Below are 16,654 nucleotides of genomic sequence, written 5' to 3'. Positions count from 1 at the left end.
AGGGGAACGGAACTCGGGTACGCCAGACATCGAGACTGCGATTCACTCGGAGGACGGTACTCAGTGGCGGTCACCCGGACGTCGGCGGTCGGGTGGCCATCCGTGCGTTATCGTCCTCGCCGGGGTCGGCATTGGCAACTCGGGCCGTTCGCCCGAGCCGCCGCTGCCGCCGCGATCAATCCGGTGACCAGCGCGAATCCCGCCGAATCGGATGCTCGGCAGGCACCTCGACCAAAACGATCGGCACCCCGTCCGGATCGCGCACCCACATTTCGATCAGTCCCCACGGCTCCTGAACCGGCGGCCGATCGATGCGAATGCCCCGCAGAGCGAGCTCGGCCGCCGCGTCCGAAATGTCGCGTACCTGCAGCCAGAGCGCGCCTTCGAAGGCCGTGGAATTGCCCGATCCACCGTGCGCGGCCACCTCGACCAGCGACTGTCCAGCGAAGAAAACCGTGCCGCCCGGATACTCCCGCGCGATCGCCAACCCGAGTCCATCGCGGTAGAACGCGAGAGTCGTTCGGTAGTCGGCCGGCCGCAGAATGACCCGGCTGCTCAGGATGTCCATCTCAGAAATACCAGGGGTAGGGCGCCCAGTCCGGCTTGCGCTTCTCCAGGAAGGCGTCGCGGCCCTCGACCGCTTCATCGGTCATATAGGCCATCCGGGTGGCCTCGCCCGCGAAGAGCTGCTGGCCGACCAGGCCGTCGTCGAGCAGGTTGAACGCGTACTTCAGCATGCGCTGGGCCTGCGGGGATTTGCCGTTGATATCGGCGGTCCACTCCAGCGCGACATCCTCCAGTTCGGCGTGATCGACAACCTTGTTCACCGCGCCCATCTGATGCATTTCCTCGGCGGTGTAGGGGCGGCCGAGGAAGAAGATTTCGCGCGCGAATTTCTGGCCGACCATTTTCGCGAGATAGGCGCTGCCGTAACCGCCGTCGAAGCTGCCGACGTCGGCGTCGGTCTGCTTGAACCGGGCCTGCTCGCGGCTGGCCAGGGTCAGATCGCAGACCACATGCAGGCTGTGCCCGCCACCCGCGGCCCAGCCGTTCACCAGCGCGATGACCACCTTCGGCATGAACCGGATCAGCCGCTGCACCTCGAGGATGTGCAGCCGTCCCGCACGGGCCTGGTCGACGGTGTCGGCGGTCTCGCCCTCGGCGTACTGATAGCCGCTGCGACCGCGGATGCGCTGGTCGCCGCCGGAGCAGAAGGCCCAGCCGCCGTCTTTGGGACTCGGGCCGTTGCCGGTGATCAGGACCGCGCCCACGTCGGCGGACATCCTGGCGTGATCGAGTGCGCGATAGAGCTCATCGACCGTATGGGGGCGGAATGCGTTGCGCACCTCCGGCCGATCGAAGGCCACGCGGACGGTGCCCTGGTCGATATGCCGGTGGTAGGTGATGTCGGTCAGATTCTCGAACCCTGGAACGGGCCGCCATAGCTTCGGGTTGAACGTCACCCGAGTGATTATTGCCCGCGTCCGTGCACAAGTGGTCAGCGACTTCCCGGCAAACTGCGCTGGCGCCGATCCGGTTACCGACGAGTTCGACTTGACGGTGTAAAACAACGCGATACCGTGCAGGTATGAGTGCAGCATCGGGTAGCGATTCCATAAGGGGTGGCGGTCGGGAGACGGGTGGGCGTGAGGCAGTGAAACAGGTTCCGGATGGGCGATCGGCCGGTCCGCGCATCGACCACAGCGCGGTGGACGAATCCCGGTACGAGCGGCACGGCGGCTTCCCCAAGGTCTCCCGCGCGCGGATCGGGGCGAACTTCGCGCCGTTCGTCGAGGCCATGCGCACGCTGCAGGATCTGGCCGTCTCTGTCGATGCCCCGGACGAGGTCTTCGGTGACGCGCTCGCGAAGGTGCGCGAGTTGAACGAACTGCTCGAGCCCTACCGCGCGCCCGAACTCCAGGGCCCCGCGGGGCGCGCCGTCGAATTGCCCGGGCGCGGCAGCCTTTTGCTGCTGCCGTGGCGGGTGGTCGAGGCCGGGCCCGACGGCATCGAGATGACCGGTGAGTTCCGCCGCTACCATCTCGGCGGCAATGGCGCGGCGCATGGCGGCGTGCTGCCGCTGCTCTTCGACGACCTGCTCGGCATGATCGTGCACTACGCCGGGCGACCGATCAGCCGCACCGCGTATCTGCATGTGAACTATCGCAAGATCACTCCGCTGGAACAGTCGCTGACGGTCCGCGGTCGCGTCGATCGCATCGAAGGGCGCAAGACCTTCATCACCGCGGAATTGGCCGATGAGCAGGGCAATGTCCTTGCGGATTGTGAAGGATTAATGATCCAATTGCTCCCGTGGCAGCCTTAGGCGGGGCTCCGCCTCCGCTCGCCACGCGCAAGGACTGACGGCGGACTTCGTCCGGCTGCGCCCCATTTGCGCAAGAGCGCCGTGTGACTACGCGCACCAGTGCGTATAGTGGCGTGCGCTCGTTCATCGACATCAATCCGGAGGAACCTGAAAGTGGTTGCAGCACTGTCTGAATCCCTGCTCGACGACGCAAAGCGCACGGCCTTCCTTGCCGATGCCAAGGAGGTTCTGGACGCCGAGGTGTCGGACAAGGGTGGTGCGTCGGGCCTGGCCGTCAAGGGTGGGTACGCGGCGGTCAAGAAGATCAGTCCGTCCATCGTGCCGGACGCGCTGGAGTCCTTGGCGCCCAAGCTCGTATCGCAACTGGAGCCGTTCTGGCAGGAATACACGGCGACGGGATCCGGCAAGTTCGCCGACCTGCTGGTCGCCAAGTCCGATGAGGTCGCCGAGGCTTTGCTCGCGGTGACCGACGCGCGTGCCGAAGCCTCGACGCGGCCAGCGCTGAGGAAGGTCTACTCGTCGATGCGCTCCTCGGCCAAGAAGAACGTCATCGAAGCCCTGCCCCGGCTGGGCGACCTTGTTCAGCGCCACGCTTGAGTTGAATTTGCAGCGCCTGCGGCGCTGCGAACGGTCGCTTGTAGGACTCGCTCCGTGGTGGGCGCGTGAGCAGTGATCGTTTGCGCCGCATACCAATCCACTTCGGTGAGGTGGAATTTCGGTCTGCGGCGCATTCCGGCCGCCCGCGTCCGGTGGTGGGCGCGGGCGGCAAAATCCCAGTCGAACACCTGTGTGTGAGGGAGCGCAGCGAGCGAACCATCGGCGCAGGCCCCTCGGGCACAATGGTGCCGAGCGCTAGGGTGCCGAGCGCTGGCGAGGTGCCAGTGTGACCAGGGTGACGGAGACGGCGAGGCAACTGTCTGAGAGGCTGGAGGCGTGAATCCGTCTACAGCGCAGGCGCAGGTGGTCGTCGACGAACTCGCGCGCGGTGGTGTGCGCGATGTCGTGCTGTGTCCGGGGTCGAGGAACGCGCCGCTGGCCTTCGCGCTCCAGGCGGCCGACGCGGCGGGCCGACTCCGGCTGCATATGCGCATCGACGAACGGACCGCGGGGTTTCTCGCCATTGGACTGGCGGTTGCCAGTCGGCTGCCCGTACCGGTCGTGATGACCTCAGGGACCGCCGTCGCCAATCTCGGTCCCGCCGTGCTGGAGGCCAACTACGCACGGATTCCACTGGTGGTGCTCAGCGCCAACCGGCCCTACGAAATGCTCGGCTCCGGTGCCAATCAGACCGTGGAACAGTTCGGCCTATTCGGTAGTCAGGTCCGGGCTTCGATCAGCCTCGGGCTGGCCGAGCAGGAATCCGAATCCGAGCCCTACAGCCAGCAGAACAGCCAGTGGCGCTCGGCGGTCTGCCGAGTGCTCGCCGCGGCCCGCGGCACCCGCTCCGGCAATGCCGGCCCGGTGCATTTCGATATTCCATTGCGTGAGCCGCTGGTCCCCGACCTCGCGCCGGGCGAATCCGCCCCCGCGGGACGCGTCAGCGGCGAGGCTTGGACCTGCACCCAGTACGCGACGCTCGATGTGCCGCTCGACCTGGATCTGACGCCCGACACCGTGGTCATCTCCGGCCATGGCGCGGGGCTGCGTCCGGAGCTCGCCGCGCTGCCGACGGTCGCCGAACCTACCGCCCCCATGCACGGCCCGGCCTTGCATCCGCTCGCGTTGCCGCTGCTGAAGCCGCGTCAGGCGATCATCACCGGGCGTCCCACCCTGCATCGTCAGGTCGCGAAGGTGCTCGCGGATCCGGCCGTCACCGTCTACGCGCTCACCACCGGGCCGCGCTGGCCCGATGTTTCCGGCAATGTGGTCGGCACCGGAACCCGGGCGGTCACCACGGGAGCGCCGCGCGCCGAGTGGCTCGAGTACTGCCGGGAACTGGATGCGAAGGCCACCCAGGTGGTGCACGCCGAACTCGCCCGGCATCCGAAACAGACGGGCCTGCATGTGGCCGCCGTGGTGATGGACGCACTACACGAGGGCGACCAGTTACTGCTCGGCGCGTCCAACCCGGTCCGGGACGCGGCGCTGGTCTCCCATCCGCGTCCCGGCATCCACGTGCTCTCCAACCGTGGCGTCGCAGGCATCGACGGCACCGTCTCCACGGCCGTCGGCGCGGCACTGCACCACACCGGCCGCACCATCGCGCTGATCGGTGACCTCACCTTCCTGCACGACGCCGCCGGTCTGCTCATCGGCCGCGGCGAACCCCGCCCCGCCGATCTGACCATCGTGGTCGCCAATGACGACGGCGGCGGCATCTTCGAACTCCTCGAACAGGGCGATCCGCAGTACGCGGGTGTCTTCGAGCGCGTTTTCGGCACACCGCACGGCATGGACCTGGCCGCGCTGTGCGCCGCGTATCGCATCCCGCACAAGCAGGTCGATACCGAGCAGTTGGCGGTCGAATTGGCCGGACACGCACACGGTTTGCGCGTGCTCGAAGTGGCAACCGAACGCTCCAGCCTGCGCGAGCTACACGCGACGGTGCGCGCCAAGATCGCGCCGTGAGGTCGTATCCGGCCGGACGCGAGTTCGGCAATGGCCGGCGTCGTGTGATCGACGCAGGGGTCAGTACCCAGGCCCAGGTTCGTGATCGTCGTCGAGGGGCACCGCGATCGACTGTTCGACGACATCGGCCGGATCGGCGCTGAATGCGTCCCGGTCGACCGCCGCCGCGAGATCGCTTTCGACGCCGTCGTCCGCCGTGTCTTCGGCGTATGCGGGATCCTCGGGGTAGGCGGGGACGGACTGCTCGACGAGATCGGCTTCCGGAACCTCGTCCAGAGTGCGGGACGTGCTGTGATCGGTCATCGTTCACTCCTCTCCGCGCATGCTTTTCGGACGGGTACCCGGTCTCGCGGAGCGAATACCCGGTGCTGTGGAAATCACAGCGCAGGCGGACAACAGTCCAACACTGTCGAGAATGCTCCTAGTCGCGCTGCACGGCAACCTCCTTGCTACTCGGGCTCCTCGATACGTCGGATCGCCTCGGACGCGTGCGGATCGCTACGCGGTTCGGCGCACCGATGAATTTCGCCGGCATGCCCCGTCTCCATCAGTGCGTGATGTCCGCTGCCGAGGAGACCCGATGCACCCGAATTTCGATCTCGAACCCGCCGCGTCCGCCATGGAAACGGTGGTCGATGGCATTACCGACGAACAGCTCACCGCGTCGACGCCTTGCGTCGACACCTCCGTGCGTGACCTGCTCGCCCATGTCATCGGGCTCACCGAAGCATTCCGGCAGGCCGCGACCAAGGAGGCCGTCGGCCGTTCCGTCCCGCCGGCGGTCGGGCCGGAGACCGCGCTGCCCGATGACTGGCGTTCGCGGATTCCGGCCCAACTGAAGGCGTTGGTCGAGGCCTGGCGCGAACCTGCGGCCTGGGACGGCGAGACCGAGGCGGGCGGCGTGTGCGCCCCTGCGGTGGTGATGGCGATGATCGCATTGAACGAAACCGTCGTGCACAGTTGGGATCTGGCCCTGGCGACCGGTCAGCAACCCGCCGCCGATCCGTCCCATCTGGCCGTCCTGCTCGAATTCCACAGGGAGACACCGGCCGAGGGCACACCGGGCTTGTTCGGTCCGGTCGTGCCGGTGGCCGCCACCGCGCCGGACCTGGATCGCGTCATCGGGCTCACCGGACGCGATCCGTGGTGGACGCGGTGATCACCGATCCGGTCGAGCGCTACTTGCGGCCGAGACCGAGCTTGCGCGCGATGCGCCCCATCAGCTGAGACATCTTGGCGGGGAACGAATCCGGCTCCGGAACGGTGACCGGGCGCACGCGGCCGTTGTGAATCGCGGTGATCCGCCAGCCTTCGGGCGTCCGCACCAGCACCACGGTCTGGCGTGACAGGCGGCGCTCGGGCAGCTGCGAGCGCCACGGCATCAAAACCGATGCGGTGCCGTGCAGGATCGCCACGTCCGGTGTCACGTAGCGGATCGACTCCAGCTGGCCCACCAGGGCCGATCCGGCGAGCACGCCGCGAAAGAGCTTCGATGCCTTCGACGAGGCCGTCGCCGCCCGACTCGGGCTGAATCGCACCGACACTCGCTGCCTCGATGTCGTGCTCGGTCGCGGCCCGCTCGCGGCCGGAGAGCTGAGCGCCCAGCTCGAGTTGAGCCCCGCCGCCACTACCACGGTGATCGACCGACTCGTCCGCGCCGGATTCGTCACCCGCACCCAGGACCAGGCCAATCGCCGCCGCGTCTTGGTCGCGGCCACCGAAGCCGCACAGGCAACGGCCGATGAAATCTTCGGCCCGGTAGGTCGGGCAGGTGCAAAAGCCTTGGCTCGCTACAACTCCGAACAGCTGGCGGTGATCCTCGACTTCTTGCGCACCGCGTTGGAAGTCCACCGCGCTCAAACCGATCACCAGGTAGCCGCCCTGTCCGGCAATCCCGCCCCGAAGTCGCGCCCCCGCACCTGACGCCCTCGCCCGTCGGCCGCGCTGGTAGGCATTCCTTGCGGGTGCCGACGTCGGGTGCTGAAGTACTCGGCCATTGGCCGCCACAAACGAGTCTGCCGCAACCAGTAGGCCTGCAATCCCCATTGGGGGCGGGTATCGAAGTCCGTATCGCTGACGTCATGCATCCTTCGGGGCGGCAGCAGTTTCGGGCTGCGTTGCGAAGATGCCCGCTACGGCTGCTTCGGCAGCGGCCGTGGCCGCGGTGACCGCGGCCGCATCGTCGATCGGGTCGCCGCTTGCGAGGAGTCGGTAGTAGAGCGGGGCCGAGACCGCGGAGAGGACGGCGCGGGCATCGGTGCCCGCCGGAATCTCGCCGCGAGCGATGGCGGCCTCGACGCAGGGCGACCATTCGGTGAGGCGGATGTCGTAGAAGCGGCGCAGGGCGGTCGCCGCGGTCTGGTCGCAGGTGGCCGCGGCGATGACGGCTTGGAAGAGCTTGCCTTGGCGCGGGTCGGTGAGAGTTTTGGCCACCAGTTGGGCGTTGGCGGTGAGATCGCCGAGCAGTGAACCGGTGTCGGCGTGCGGCAGCGATTGTTCGGCCATCTCGACGAGGAGGTCGGCGACGAGTCCGGTGGAGTTGCGCCAGCGTCGGTAGGCCGTGGTCTTGCCGACCTCCGCCCGCGCCGCGACCTCGGTCAGATCCAAATGCGCGAAACCGCGTTCGGCGAGTAGATCGCCCGCCGCCCGCAGCACAGCCTCGCGGACGCGAGCGGTGCGCCCACCAGGGCGAACCGAGCCGGGGGTGGCACTATCAGACTCCATAACGGAACTCCAGTTTCATTTATGGCTCGACGAGTGTATGGTTCGACATGTTAACGGAACTATAGACCCTTTAGGAGTCATTATGGAGTACCGGCGGCTCGGTGCGTCAGGTCTGCTCGTCCCGGCCCTGAGCTTCGGCGCGGGCACCTTCGGCGGGCGGGGCGAACTATTCAGCGCCTGGGGCGATACCGACGCCGAGCAGGCCCGGCGACTGGTCGACATCAGCCTGGAAGCAGGTGTCACCATGTTCGATACGGCCGATGTCTATTCCGACGGTGCCTCGGAGGAGGTGCTCGGTGCGGCCATCAAGGGCAGGCGCGACCAACTGCTGCTGTCCACCAAGGCGAGCCTGCCGACGGGTCCGGGTCCGTTCGAGGCGGGCTCCGGGCGTTCGCGGCTCATCAAGGCGGTGGAGGGCTCGCTGCGCAGGCTCGGCACCGACTACCTCGACCTGTTCCAGCTGCACGCCTTCGATGCGCACACCCCGGTCGAGGAAGTCCTTGCGGCACTGGATGATCTGGTGCGCGCCGGCAAGATCCGCTACCTCGGGGCATCCAACTTCGCGGGCTGGCAGCTGATGAAATCCCTCGCGGCGGCCGACCGGCACGGCCTGCCCCGCTACGTCGCCCATCAGGTCTACTACTCGCTCGTCGGCCGCGATTACGAGTGGGAACTGATGCCGCTCGGTCAGGATCAGGGCGTCGGCGCGGTGGTGTGGAGCCCGCTCGGCTGGGGCCGCCTGACCGGCAAAATCCGTCGCGGCCAACCACTTCCGGCGGGCAGCCGCCTGCACCGAACCGCCGAGGCGGGTCCGCCGGTCGACGACGAGAAGCTGTACGACGTGGTCGATATCCTCGACGAACTCGCCGCCGAGACCGGCAAGACCGTCCCGCAGATCGCCCTCAACTGGCTGTTGCGCCGCCCGACCGTCTCGACCGTCATCGTCGGCGCGCGCAATGAGGAACAGCTGCGCCAGAATCTCGGTGCGATCGGCTGGGAACTCGACGCCGAGCAGGTCGCGCGCCTGGACAAGGCCAGCGCCGCCACCCCGCCGTACCCTTACTATCCGTACTACCGACTGCCGGACTTCGCGCGGCTGAACGCACCCGCGGTGTAGCTGGGTCCGACCCCGCTCAGTAAACGTCGCGGACGTAACGCTTTTCGGCGACCAACTGCTTCTTGAACGCCAACGCACCGTCCTCGTCCAGCTTGCCGTGGATCCTGGCGATGGCGAGCAGAGTGTCGTCGACATCCTTGGCCATTCGCGCGGCGTCACCGCACACATAGATGTGCGCGCCGTCGCGCAACCAGGACCACAGCTCCGCACCGTGCTCGATCATCCGGTGCTGCACGTAGATCCGCTCGCGCTGGTCCCGGGAGAAGGCCAGATCGAGCCGGGTGAGGAAGCCCGAGCGGAACATATCCTCCAATTCGGCTCGGTAGTAGAAGTTCTGGGCGGCGTGCTGCTCGCCGAACAACAGCCAGTTGCGACCGGTGCAGCCGAGGGCGCGGCGCTCCTGCAGGAAGCCGCGGAAGGGCGCGATCCCGGTGCCTGGACCGACCATGATCATCGGTGCGGTCGGATCGAGCGGCGGCCGGAAATGCGGTGCGCGCTGGAGGAAAATCGGCACCTCGTCCGCATCGGCCCGGTCGGCGAGGAAGGTCGAGCACACGCCGCCGCGCCGGGCCGCGGATCCGGTCGCGGCCGGATCGCCGTAGCGAACCACGCCGACCGTGAGCTGCACCTCATCCGGGCTGACCAATGGGCTCGACGAAATCGAATACTGGCGCGGCTGTAGCTTTTTCAGCGTGCCGAGCCATTCGACGAGATCGGCCCGCACCGGAAAGTCGCGCAGCACATCGACGGCCTGCCGGTCCCAGAGGTAGTTGTCGAGTTCGTTGCGGTTATCGCGGCGCAGCAGTTTCGCGAGCCGGTTGTTCGGATTGTGTTCGGCGATGAACGTCAGCAGGTCGTGGCTGACCTTGGTGATGTCGTAGCGAGTCCGCAACGCCTGTGCCAACGGCAGTTCCCGGTCATCGATTTCGATGACGCGACGTCCGTCCAAGCCGGTGGCCGCGAGCCATTCGGCGACCATCGACTCGCAGTTCGCGGGCCACACCCCCAGCGAATCGCCGACCTCGTAAGCGGCTTCCGCACCGCTCAGGTCGAAACCGAATTGCCGCACTTCCTTCGGCGATCCGGCCAGCGAGAGCGCCTCATTGCGGACCAGCGCCGCGGATAACGGCGCGTTGCGGGTGAACGGCGCCGGTTCGGCGCGCTGGGTGCGGCCCAAGGCGGGTGCGGCGGGGCGGGTCAGCACCATTGTGCTGCCACCGACGGCCGTACGCGCCGTTCGGCCACCACCGGGGCCATCCGGAGGTGTCTGCGGCGCACCGCTTTCCGGTCCGTCCAGTGCCGCAAGGACTTCGTCGAGCCAGCGTGCTGCCGCATCCTCGTAGTCGGGTTCGCTGTCCACCCGCGGCAGCAGTCGGCTCGCCCCGCGTTCGGCCAGTTTCGTATCCAGCTTGCGACCGTGCCCGCAGAAATCGTCATAGGAGGAGTCGCCGAGCGCGAACACCGCGTACCGCATACCGGTCAACCGGAGCGCGCTGTCGTCGAGTCGATCCCAGAAGTCGGCGCCGTTATCCGGCGGCCCGCCATCGCCGAAGGTGCTGCTGATCACCAGCACATCGCTGGTCAGCTCAGCCAGTTCGCAGGAATTCATATCGAGCAGCCGTGGGGCGAAACCGGATTCGGCCAACCGCGCGGCCGCTGTCGCCGCGAATTCCTCCGCGGTGCCGGTTTGCGAGGCCCATACCACGGTGATCGGACGCGTGGGCAGATCGACGGGGGCCGCGTCGGCCGCCACGGGAACCGAACCGCCACGGGAGTACATTCCCGCCAGCAGCCCATCGATCCACAGTCTGCTGTGTGGCGTCACGGGGGCGGACTCGGGCAGCACCGGCTGTCCCGTCACCGGAAGTGATTGCAGCGCGGCGAGATATCCGCCCAGGTAGATCCGCTCGACCTCGCTGAGCGTCGGAGCCGTATTCGTGTCGAGCCCGAGCATTGCCGCCAACGGATGCGCCGCGGGCGTCGACTCCGGTACCGATACGACGTCAGTGGGCGCGGGCACCACCGCGACCCGCCGCAACGACACCGCGCACGCCTTGAACTCCGGCTGCAGCGACGCCGGATCCACGGCGTCATTGGTCACCGCGTTGATGGTCAGATATTCGCCCTGCTCGTCATTCCAATGGAACGGTGCGAAGCAATCTCCCGGCCGCACCCGATCGCTGACCAGCACCGGCAGTACGGCCCGCCCACGTCGCGAAGCGATTTCGAGCTGATCGTCGTCCACGACCCCGAGCCGCGCCGCATCCTCGGGATGCACCTCGACGAACGGCCGCCCGTTCAACTTGGTCAGCTTGTCGATCTTGCCGGTCTTGGTCATCGTGTGCCATTGATGCTGCAGTCGGCCGGTATTCAGCACGTACGGGTAGTCGTCATCGGGCATCTCCGCCGGCGCCATATGCGGACGCGGCCAGAACACCGCACGGCGGCTCGGCGTCGCGAACGCCAGCCGGGGCCGCTGCCCGGTGTCATCGACGAAAAGCTCCTGGCTGACACCCTCATTGAGGTAGCGGATCGGGTTACGCACCTGGTCGGGCTCGGCACACGGCCACTGCATCGGGCCTTCGCGCAGCAGGTCATAGCTCATACCGCGCAAGTCGTATCCGGTGGCCGGATTGGCGAACTGCTTGATCTCGTCGAAAACCGCCGCGCTGGACTCGAAGTCGAAACCCTCGAAACCCATCGCGGTGGCGATCTGCGCGATCAGCAGCCAGTCCGGGCGGGCCTCGCCGACCGGATCGACCGAGCGCTGCAACAGGGTGACGTTGCGCTCCGAATTCACCATCACCGCATCGGCTTCGGCCCACAGCGTGGCGGGCAGCAGCAGATCAGCGTAGGCGTTGGTGGCGGTCTCGGTGTAGGTGTCCTGGACGATGACCAGCTCGGCCGCCTCCAGACCCGCGATGACCGTCTTCCGATTGGCCACGGTGGCAACGGGGTTGGTGCAGATGATCCAGGCCGCCTTGATCTGCCCCTCGGACAGTTCGCGGAACATCTCGATGGTGCCGGGACCGGCCTCGGTACGCAGCGTGCCGGGCTCGACACCCCACGCGGTCTCCACGAAGGTGCGGTCGGCGGCGGAGAGCAGGCTGCGCTGGCCCGGCAGGCCCGGCCCCATATAGCCCATTTCGCGCCCGCCCATGGCATTCGGCTGACCGGTCAGCGAGAACGGCCCACTGCCTGGGCGGCAGATGGCCCCGGTGACCAGGTGCAGATTGCAGATCGCGTTGGTATTCCAGGTGCCGTGCGTGGACTGGTTGAGTCCCATCGTCCACAGCGACATCCATTCGCCCGCTTCGCCGATCCAGCGTGCGGCGGTACGGATATCGTCCGGCGCCAGGCCCGTGATCTCGGCGACCCGATCCGGTGCGTAATCCGCGAGGAATTCGGGCATAGCTGCCCAGCCCTCGGTGTGCTCGGCGATGAATTCCTTGTCGATATCATCGTTTTCGACCAGCAGATGTAGCAGCCCGTTCAATAGCGCCAGATCGGTTCCCGGCGCGATCTGCAGGAATAGATCGGCGCGCTCGGCCGTATCGGTGCGTCGCGGATCCACCACGATCAACTTCGCGCCCGCCTTGAGCCGGTCGGCCATCCGCAGATACAGAATCGGATGGCAGTCGGCCATATTCGCGCCGGACACGAAGAACAGATCGGCATGTTCGAAATCGTCATAGGATCCGGGCGGCCCGTCCGCGCCGAGCGACTGCTTGTACCCGGTGCCTGCGCTGGCCATGCACAGCCGCGAGTTGGCCTCGATGTGCTTGGTCCGCAGGTAGCCCTTGGCCAGCTTGGTCGCCAGATACTGCGCTTCCAGTGACATCTGCCCGGAGACGTACAGCGCGATCGCGTCGGGTCCGTATTCGTCCAGGATCGACCGCAGCCGGGTCGCCGCCTCGCGCACCGCCTCGTCGACCGGAACCGGCACCGGCACCTGGCCGCGCTCGGGTCGACGGTATGCGCTCTCCATTCGCCCGGGCGTCCGCATCAACTCCAGGTGGGTGGCGCCCTTGGTGCACAGTCGGCCCGCGTTCGTCGGATGCAGTTTGTCACCGCTGACCTTGGCGATGACCCGAGCGCCGTTTTCGTCGGCGCGGGTCCGGACGGTGATGCCGCAGCCGACGCCGCAGTACGAGCACGCGGTCCGCGCGGTATTACTCGCATCTGCATCCGACATGTCACCGATCATGCTGATCGTCGATTGCGCGGGATTTACCCAACGTTATCGGCAGGTGACAATTTTCCTCACCACGGCAGAGTGTGCTGGTGAGGTGTGGTTCGCGCCACTCGCGAGGTGCGCGAGGTGCGCCATCAGCCCAATTTGTACCCGCGGTGCAGCGCGACGATGCCGCCGGTCAGATTGCGCCACTTCACCGACGACCAGCCCGCGTCGGTGATCCGCGCCGCCAGCCGCCGCTGATTCGGCCAGGCGCGGACGGATTCGGCCAGGTAGACGTAGGCATCCGGATTGCTGCTCACCGCACGCGCGACCTTCGGCAGCGCCTTCATCAGGTACTCCATGTAGATGGTGCTGAAAACCGGCACGATCGGCGTGGAGAACTCACACACCACCAATCGCCCGCCCGGCTTGGTGACCCGCAGCATCTCGCGCAGCGCCTGATCGGTTTCGGAGATATTGCGCAGCCCGTAGGAGATGGTCACCGCGTCGAACGAATCGTCGGCGAAGGGCAGTGCGGTCGCATCGGCCGCCACCATCGGCACATTGCGGAATTTGCCCGCGGCGAGCATGCCCTGGGAGAAGTCGGCCGCCAGGCACCACGCGCCGGATTTCGCCAGGTCGAGCGTGGAAATGCCGGTACCGGCGGCGAGGTCGAGCACCCGCTCACCCGGTCGCGGCGCCAGCGCCTTGCGCACCGCCCGGCGCCAATATCGGTCCTGTCCGAGCGAGATGACGGTGTTGGTCAGATCGTACCGCTTCGCGACCCCGTCGAACATCGACGCGACCTCGTGCGGCTGCTTGTCCAGCGAGGCCCGAACCGACTCCCGCTGCTCTGTTTTCGCCACTGTGTGAACCTACCGCGCGTAGCTGTGGCCCGGCGACGCTCCCACACCGAGCTGGCCCAGACAATCCGTTACCTGCATCACGCCCGGTATTGCATCACGCCCGGTATTGCATCAAGCCCGGTATTGGATCAAGCCCGGTATTGGATCAAGCCCGGTATTGGATCAAGCAGAGTGCGGTAACTGCATCCGGATGCCGGTGACGTCGGCGTAGTGCCCCATCAACTCGGTGCAGATGGCCGGCCAGGTCCGGTGCAGCACCGACTTGCGGGCGGCGCCGGCGAATCGCGCCTGGAGTACCGGATCACGAAGCGCCCCAACCGCACTGGGCAGCAGCTCGGTGAACCGATCCACCGGTAGCAGATAGCCGTTGCGGCAGTGCGCGATCAGATCCCGCGGTCCGCCCGCATCCGGCCCGATCACCGGAACCCCGGCGGCCAGCGCCTCCTGCACGCCCTGGCAGAACGTCTCGTGCTCGCCCGCGTGCACCATGACATCCAGGCTCGCGTAGGCCTGCGCCAGCTCGTCACCACCGAGCTCGCCGGTGAAGATCGCGGTGGGCATCATCCGCGCCAACCGGTCGCGTTCCGGCCCGTCGCCGACGATCACCAGTCGGATCTCCGGATCGCTCGCCAGCACCGCGAGCCGCTCGACATGCTTCTCCGGAGCCAGCCGGCCGACGAACCCGACAATCAACTTGGTCTGCCCGCGCAACCAGGCGGCCCGCAGCTCCGGGCGCTTCGCCGATGGCGTGAACCGGGCGATATCCACCCCGCGACCCCAGCGATGCACCCGCGGAATGCCGTGCCGCGCCAAATCCTCGGCGGCCGCCCGCGAGGGCGCCAGCGTTCGCGTCGCGCCCTCGTGGATGCGCCGCGTCCAGGCCCAGGCCGCGCGGCTGGCCAGGCCGAGCCCGTAGCTCTTCGCGAACCCGGCGACATCGGTCTGATAGATCGCCACCGTCGGCAGGTCCAACCGCATGGCCGCGCCGAGGCCGCCGGCGCCGAGCAGGAACGGCGAGGCCAGATGCACCACATCGGCGTCGAAGTCGTCGATCGCGGCGGTGATCCCCGGTTGCGGCAGACCGACCGGCAGCGAACTGACCTTCGGCACCATGATGGCGGGCACCCGGTGCACCGGGAACCGACCGTGGAAGCGCGGGGCCGCGGGCAGCCCGCGCAGCGTATCCGGCGCGATCACCAGCGCCTCGTGACCGTGCTTGTCCAGGTGATCCAGCACCCGGAGCACGGAATTGACGACGCCGTTCATATTCGGCAGGAACGACTCCGAAACGATGGCTACTCGCACCATCCCAGATTGACCGGCGCATCGCGCCGCACCGTCACGTCGACGTGACCGGCACGGAAAGATCCGGCGAACTGTCGGGGCCGGGCCCGCGGCGGCGCGCCCGAACCAGGATCCAGAGCGTGGGCAACGCGACGCCCCACACCACCACGATCACCGACAGCGCGGGCGCAATCGCCACCCGCACATCACGCCCGGCCACCCGCACCAGATCCGGATCGCTGCGTTTGTATTCCACATTGATCCGCTCACCCGCGGTGAGATTGGTCGGATACAGCACCCCGACCTTCGGATTGTGCGTCTTCCCGTCGGGCGTGACATAGATGACCGCCGAGCGCAGCCGCCCGGCCGAGAGCACCTCCGCCGAGGTCACGCCCTTATCGGAGCTGATCAGATAGTCGTTGCGCCAGGCAGCGAGCACCAGCAGCCCGACCAGCGCGCTGATAACCGTCGCCGCTGTCAGGACCGCGATCCTGGCCCGCCGCAAGCGGTTCGACCGCCGATCAGACTGGCTGGTTTCCGACACCGCAACAGGCTACTTGCCGCCTCCGCTAGCGTGAGCGGCCATGTCCCGAAAATTCAGCTTCACCGTGCCCTACACCGTCCCGGTCGAAGATCTTCACCGGGCACTCACCACCGATGACGTCTGGCGGTCCCGGTTCGCCCGTGCCGAGACGGCCACACTCGATCTATCCCACCCCGATGGTGCGGACACCATTCGTATTCATATGACCGAGAAGGCAAACGAGGACAAGGTTCCGGGCATCGTGCGCAAGGTGCTCAAGAACGATCTGGTGCTTTCGCGCACCGACAACTGGCAGGCGCTGGACGGCGAGATCGCCAAGGGCACCTTCGAGGGCGCTACCGGCGGCATCACCACCGAGATGTCGGGCACCTACGAACTGCGCCCGACCGCCGAGGGCTCGGAGATCGAGGTCGTCGGCACCGTGCAGGTGAAGGTCCCGCTGGTCGGCGGCGCCATCGAACCGCTCGCCGAGCAGCTGCATCACCGGGTACTCAAGAGCGAACGCAAACATATCGAGGAGTGGTTCGCCACCCAGGCGACCGCCTGACTCGGCTGTCCGCCCGTCGCCCCGGCGCAAGCCGGGGCGTGCGGGGGTCGCTCACTGCTCGGCGAAGTCTTCCGGGCTGAATTCCTTCGGCTCCACCAGCACCAGCCAGTTGCCGGAATTGTCGCGGATGATCGCCTCGGTGCCGTAGGGGCGTTCGGCGGGCGGTTGGATGAATTCGACGCCCTTGGCGGTCAGCTCCTCGAAGGTCTTCTGGCAGTTGTCGGTTCGCAATCCGAGCGAGCCGTTGGTGCCATTGGCCAGTGCCCGCCGGATGGCCTCGGCGACGTTCTCATCCAGCGGCGGTCCCGGAATCATCAGGGTGATCTCGAGTTCGCGATGATCCGGTTGCGCGACGCTGACCCAGCGGAACCCGTTGTCGCCCATCGTCACATCGCTGGTCTCGACGAATCCCAGCTTATCGATGTACCACTGCTTCGCGGCGTCCTGGTCGGTGACGTACACGGTGACCAGGGAAACATTCGTAATAGTCATGCCCTAAGG

17 protein-coding genes are annotated in these 16,654 nt (G+C 67.1%); 7 read left to right on the top strand and 10 right to left on the bottom strand.

Annotated elements, in window-relative coordinates; genetic code table 11:
• Positions 1–175: 175 nt before the first annotated feature.
• On the bottom strand, positions 176–568 hold the full coding sequence (locus tag OG874_RS30955) for a VOC family protein (RefSeq protein ID WP_330250615.1): 393 nt from the start codon (positions 566–568) through the stop codon (positions 176–178).
• Between the two features lies 1 nt (position 569).
• Complete coding sequence (locus OG874_RS30950) at positions 570–1,463, bottom strand: 1,4-dihydroxy-2-naphthoyl-CoA synthase (RefSeq protein WP_330250614.1); 894 nt, start codon at positions 1,461–1,463, stop codon at positions 570–572.
• A gap of 125 nt (positions 1,464–1,588) precedes the next feature.
• On the opposite strand from OG874_RS30950, the gene OG874_RS30945 reads away from it, so the two are divergent.
• The 3 genes from OG874_RS30945 to menD all read left to right on the top strand — a co-directional run bounded on the left by OG874_RS30945 (position 1,589) and on the right by menD (position 4,894).
• Entirely contained in the window at positions 1,589–2,326 is a 738-nt protein-coding gene (locus OG874_RS30945; protein ID WP_330250613.1) for a PaaI family thioesterase, read from the top strand.
• Between the two features lie 153 nt (positions 2,327–2,479).
• A complete protein-coding gene (locus tag OG874_RS30940) occupies positions 2,480–2,923 on the top strand; it encodes a DUF6918 family protein (protein ID WP_330250612.1) in 444 nt (147 codons plus the stop codon).
• A 336-nt stretch (positions 2,924–3,259) separates the two neighbouring features.
• Entirely contained in the window at positions 3,260–4,894 is a 1,635-nt protein-coding gene (menD, locus tag OG874_RS30935; RefSeq protein ID WP_330250611.1) for a 2-succinyl-5-enolpyruvyl-6-hydroxy-3-cyclohexene-1-carboxylic-acid synthase, read from the top strand.
• Between the two features lie 60 nt (positions 4,895–4,954).
• Here menD and OG874_RS30930 read toward each other — a convergent pair whose 3' ends face one another.
• Entirely contained in the window at positions 4,955–5,197 is a 243-nt protein-coding gene (locus OG874_RS30930) for a hypothetical protein (RefSeq protein ID WP_330250610.1), read from the bottom strand.
• A 277-nt stretch (positions 5,198–5,474) separates the two neighbouring features.
• Here OG874_RS30930 and OG874_RS30925 point away from each other — a divergent pair, with 277 nt between their 5' ends.
• The gene (locus tag OG874_RS30925; protein WP_330250609.1) at positions 5,475–6,053 is read left to right on the top strand and encodes a TIGR03086 family metal-binding protein; all 579 of its coding nucleotides are present in this window, start codon (positions 5,475–5,477) and stop codon (positions 6,051–6,053) included.
• A gap of 19 nt (positions 6,054–6,072) precedes the next feature.
• Here the strand turns inward: OG874_RS30925 and OG874_RS30920 are convergent, their stop codons facing one another.
• Positions 6,073–6,438, bottom strand: coding sequence for a hypothetical protein (locus tag OG874_RS30920; RefSeq protein WP_330250608.1), 366 nt, complete (start codon positions 6,436–6,438; stop codon positions 6,073–6,075).
• 16 nt (positions 6,439–6,454) lie between these two features.
• Between OG874_RS30920 and OG874_RS30915 the strand changes: the two genes are divergently transcribed.
• The gene (locus OG874_RS30915; RefSeq protein ID WP_330250607.1) at positions 6,455–6,817 is read left to right on the top strand and encodes a MarR family winged helix-turn-helix transcriptional regulator; all 363 of its coding nucleotides are present in this window, start codon (positions 6,455–6,457) and stop codon (positions 6,815–6,817) included.
• A gap of 156 nt (positions 6,818–6,973) precedes the next feature.
• Here OG874_RS30915 and OG874_RS30910 read toward each other — a convergent pair whose 3' ends face one another.
• Positions 6,974–7,618 carry a TetR/AcrR family transcriptional regulator gene (locus tag OG874_RS30910; RefSeq protein ID WP_330250606.1) on the bottom strand — a complete coding sequence of 215 codons (645 nt, stop codon included), beginning with the start codon at positions 7,616–7,618 and terminating at the stop codon, positions 6,974–6,976.
• Positions 7,619–7,700: 82 nt separating this feature from the next.
• On the opposite strand from OG874_RS30910, the gene OG874_RS30905 reads away from it, so the two are divergent.
• Complete coding sequence (locus tag OG874_RS30905; RefSeq protein ID WP_330250605.1) at positions 7,701–8,735, top strand: aldo/keto reductase; 1,035 nt, start codon at positions 7,701–7,703, stop codon at positions 8,733–8,735.
• Between the two features lie 16 nt (positions 8,736–8,751).
• Here the strand turns inward: OG874_RS30905 and OG874_RS30900 are convergent, their stop codons facing one another.
• From OG874_RS30900 to OG874_RS30885, 4 genes are all read right to left on the bottom strand, one after another.
• Positions 8,752–12,930, bottom strand: a complete 4,179-nt coding sequence (locus OG874_RS30900) for a bifunctional nitrate reductase/sulfite reductase flavoprotein subunit alpha (protein ID WP_330250604.1) — start codon at positions 12,928–12,930, stop codon at positions 8,752–8,754.
• 134 nt (positions 12,931–13,064) lie between these two features.
• Positions 13,065–13,778 carry a demethylmenaquinone methyltransferase gene (locus OG874_RS30895; RefSeq protein ID WP_330250603.1) on the bottom strand — a complete coding sequence of 238 codons (714 nt, stop codon included), beginning with the start codon at positions 13,776–13,778 and terminating at the stop codon, positions 13,065–13,067.
• 162 nt (positions 13,779–13,940) lie between these two features.
• Positions 13,941–15,083 (bottom strand): glycosyltransferase family 4 protein, encoded by a 1,143-nt coding sequence (locus OG874_RS30890; protein WP_330250602.1) that lies wholly within the window; start codon positions 15,081–15,083, stop codon positions 13,941–13,943.
• A 34-nt stretch (positions 15,084–15,117) separates the two neighbouring features.
• Positions 15,118–15,606: a DUF3592 domain-containing protein gene (locus OG874_RS30885; RefSeq protein WP_330250601.1), complete on the bottom strand. Its 489-nt coding sequence runs from the start codon at positions 15,604–15,606 to the stop codon at positions 15,118–15,120.
• A gap of 40 nt (positions 15,607–15,646) precedes the next feature.
• Between OG874_RS30885 and OG874_RS30880 the strand changes: the two genes are divergently transcribed.
• Positions 15,647–16,153, top strand: coding sequence for a DUF2505 domain-containing protein (locus OG874_RS30880; protein WP_330250600.1), 507 nt, complete (start codon positions 15,647–15,649; stop codon positions 16,151–16,153).
• A 51-nt stretch (positions 16,154–16,204) separates the two neighbouring features.
• On the opposite strand, the gene OG874_RS30875 is transcribed toward OG874_RS30880, so the two are convergent.
• The gene (locus OG874_RS30875; RefSeq protein WP_330250599.1) at positions 16,205–16,645 is read right to left on the bottom strand and encodes a VOC family protein; all 441 of its coding nucleotides are present in this window, start codon (positions 16,643–16,645) and stop codon (positions 16,205–16,207) included.
• Positions 16,646–16,654: the final 9 nt, after the last annotated feature.

It is taken from the genome of Nocardia sp. NBC_00565, from assembly GCF_036345915.1.
Taxonomy (GTDB): Bacteria; Actinomycetota; Actinomycetes; order Mycobacteriales; family Mycobacteriaceae; genus Nocardia.
Note: the sequence above shows the minus strand (reverse complement) of the source record. Positions and strands in the feature narration are given on the sequence as shown.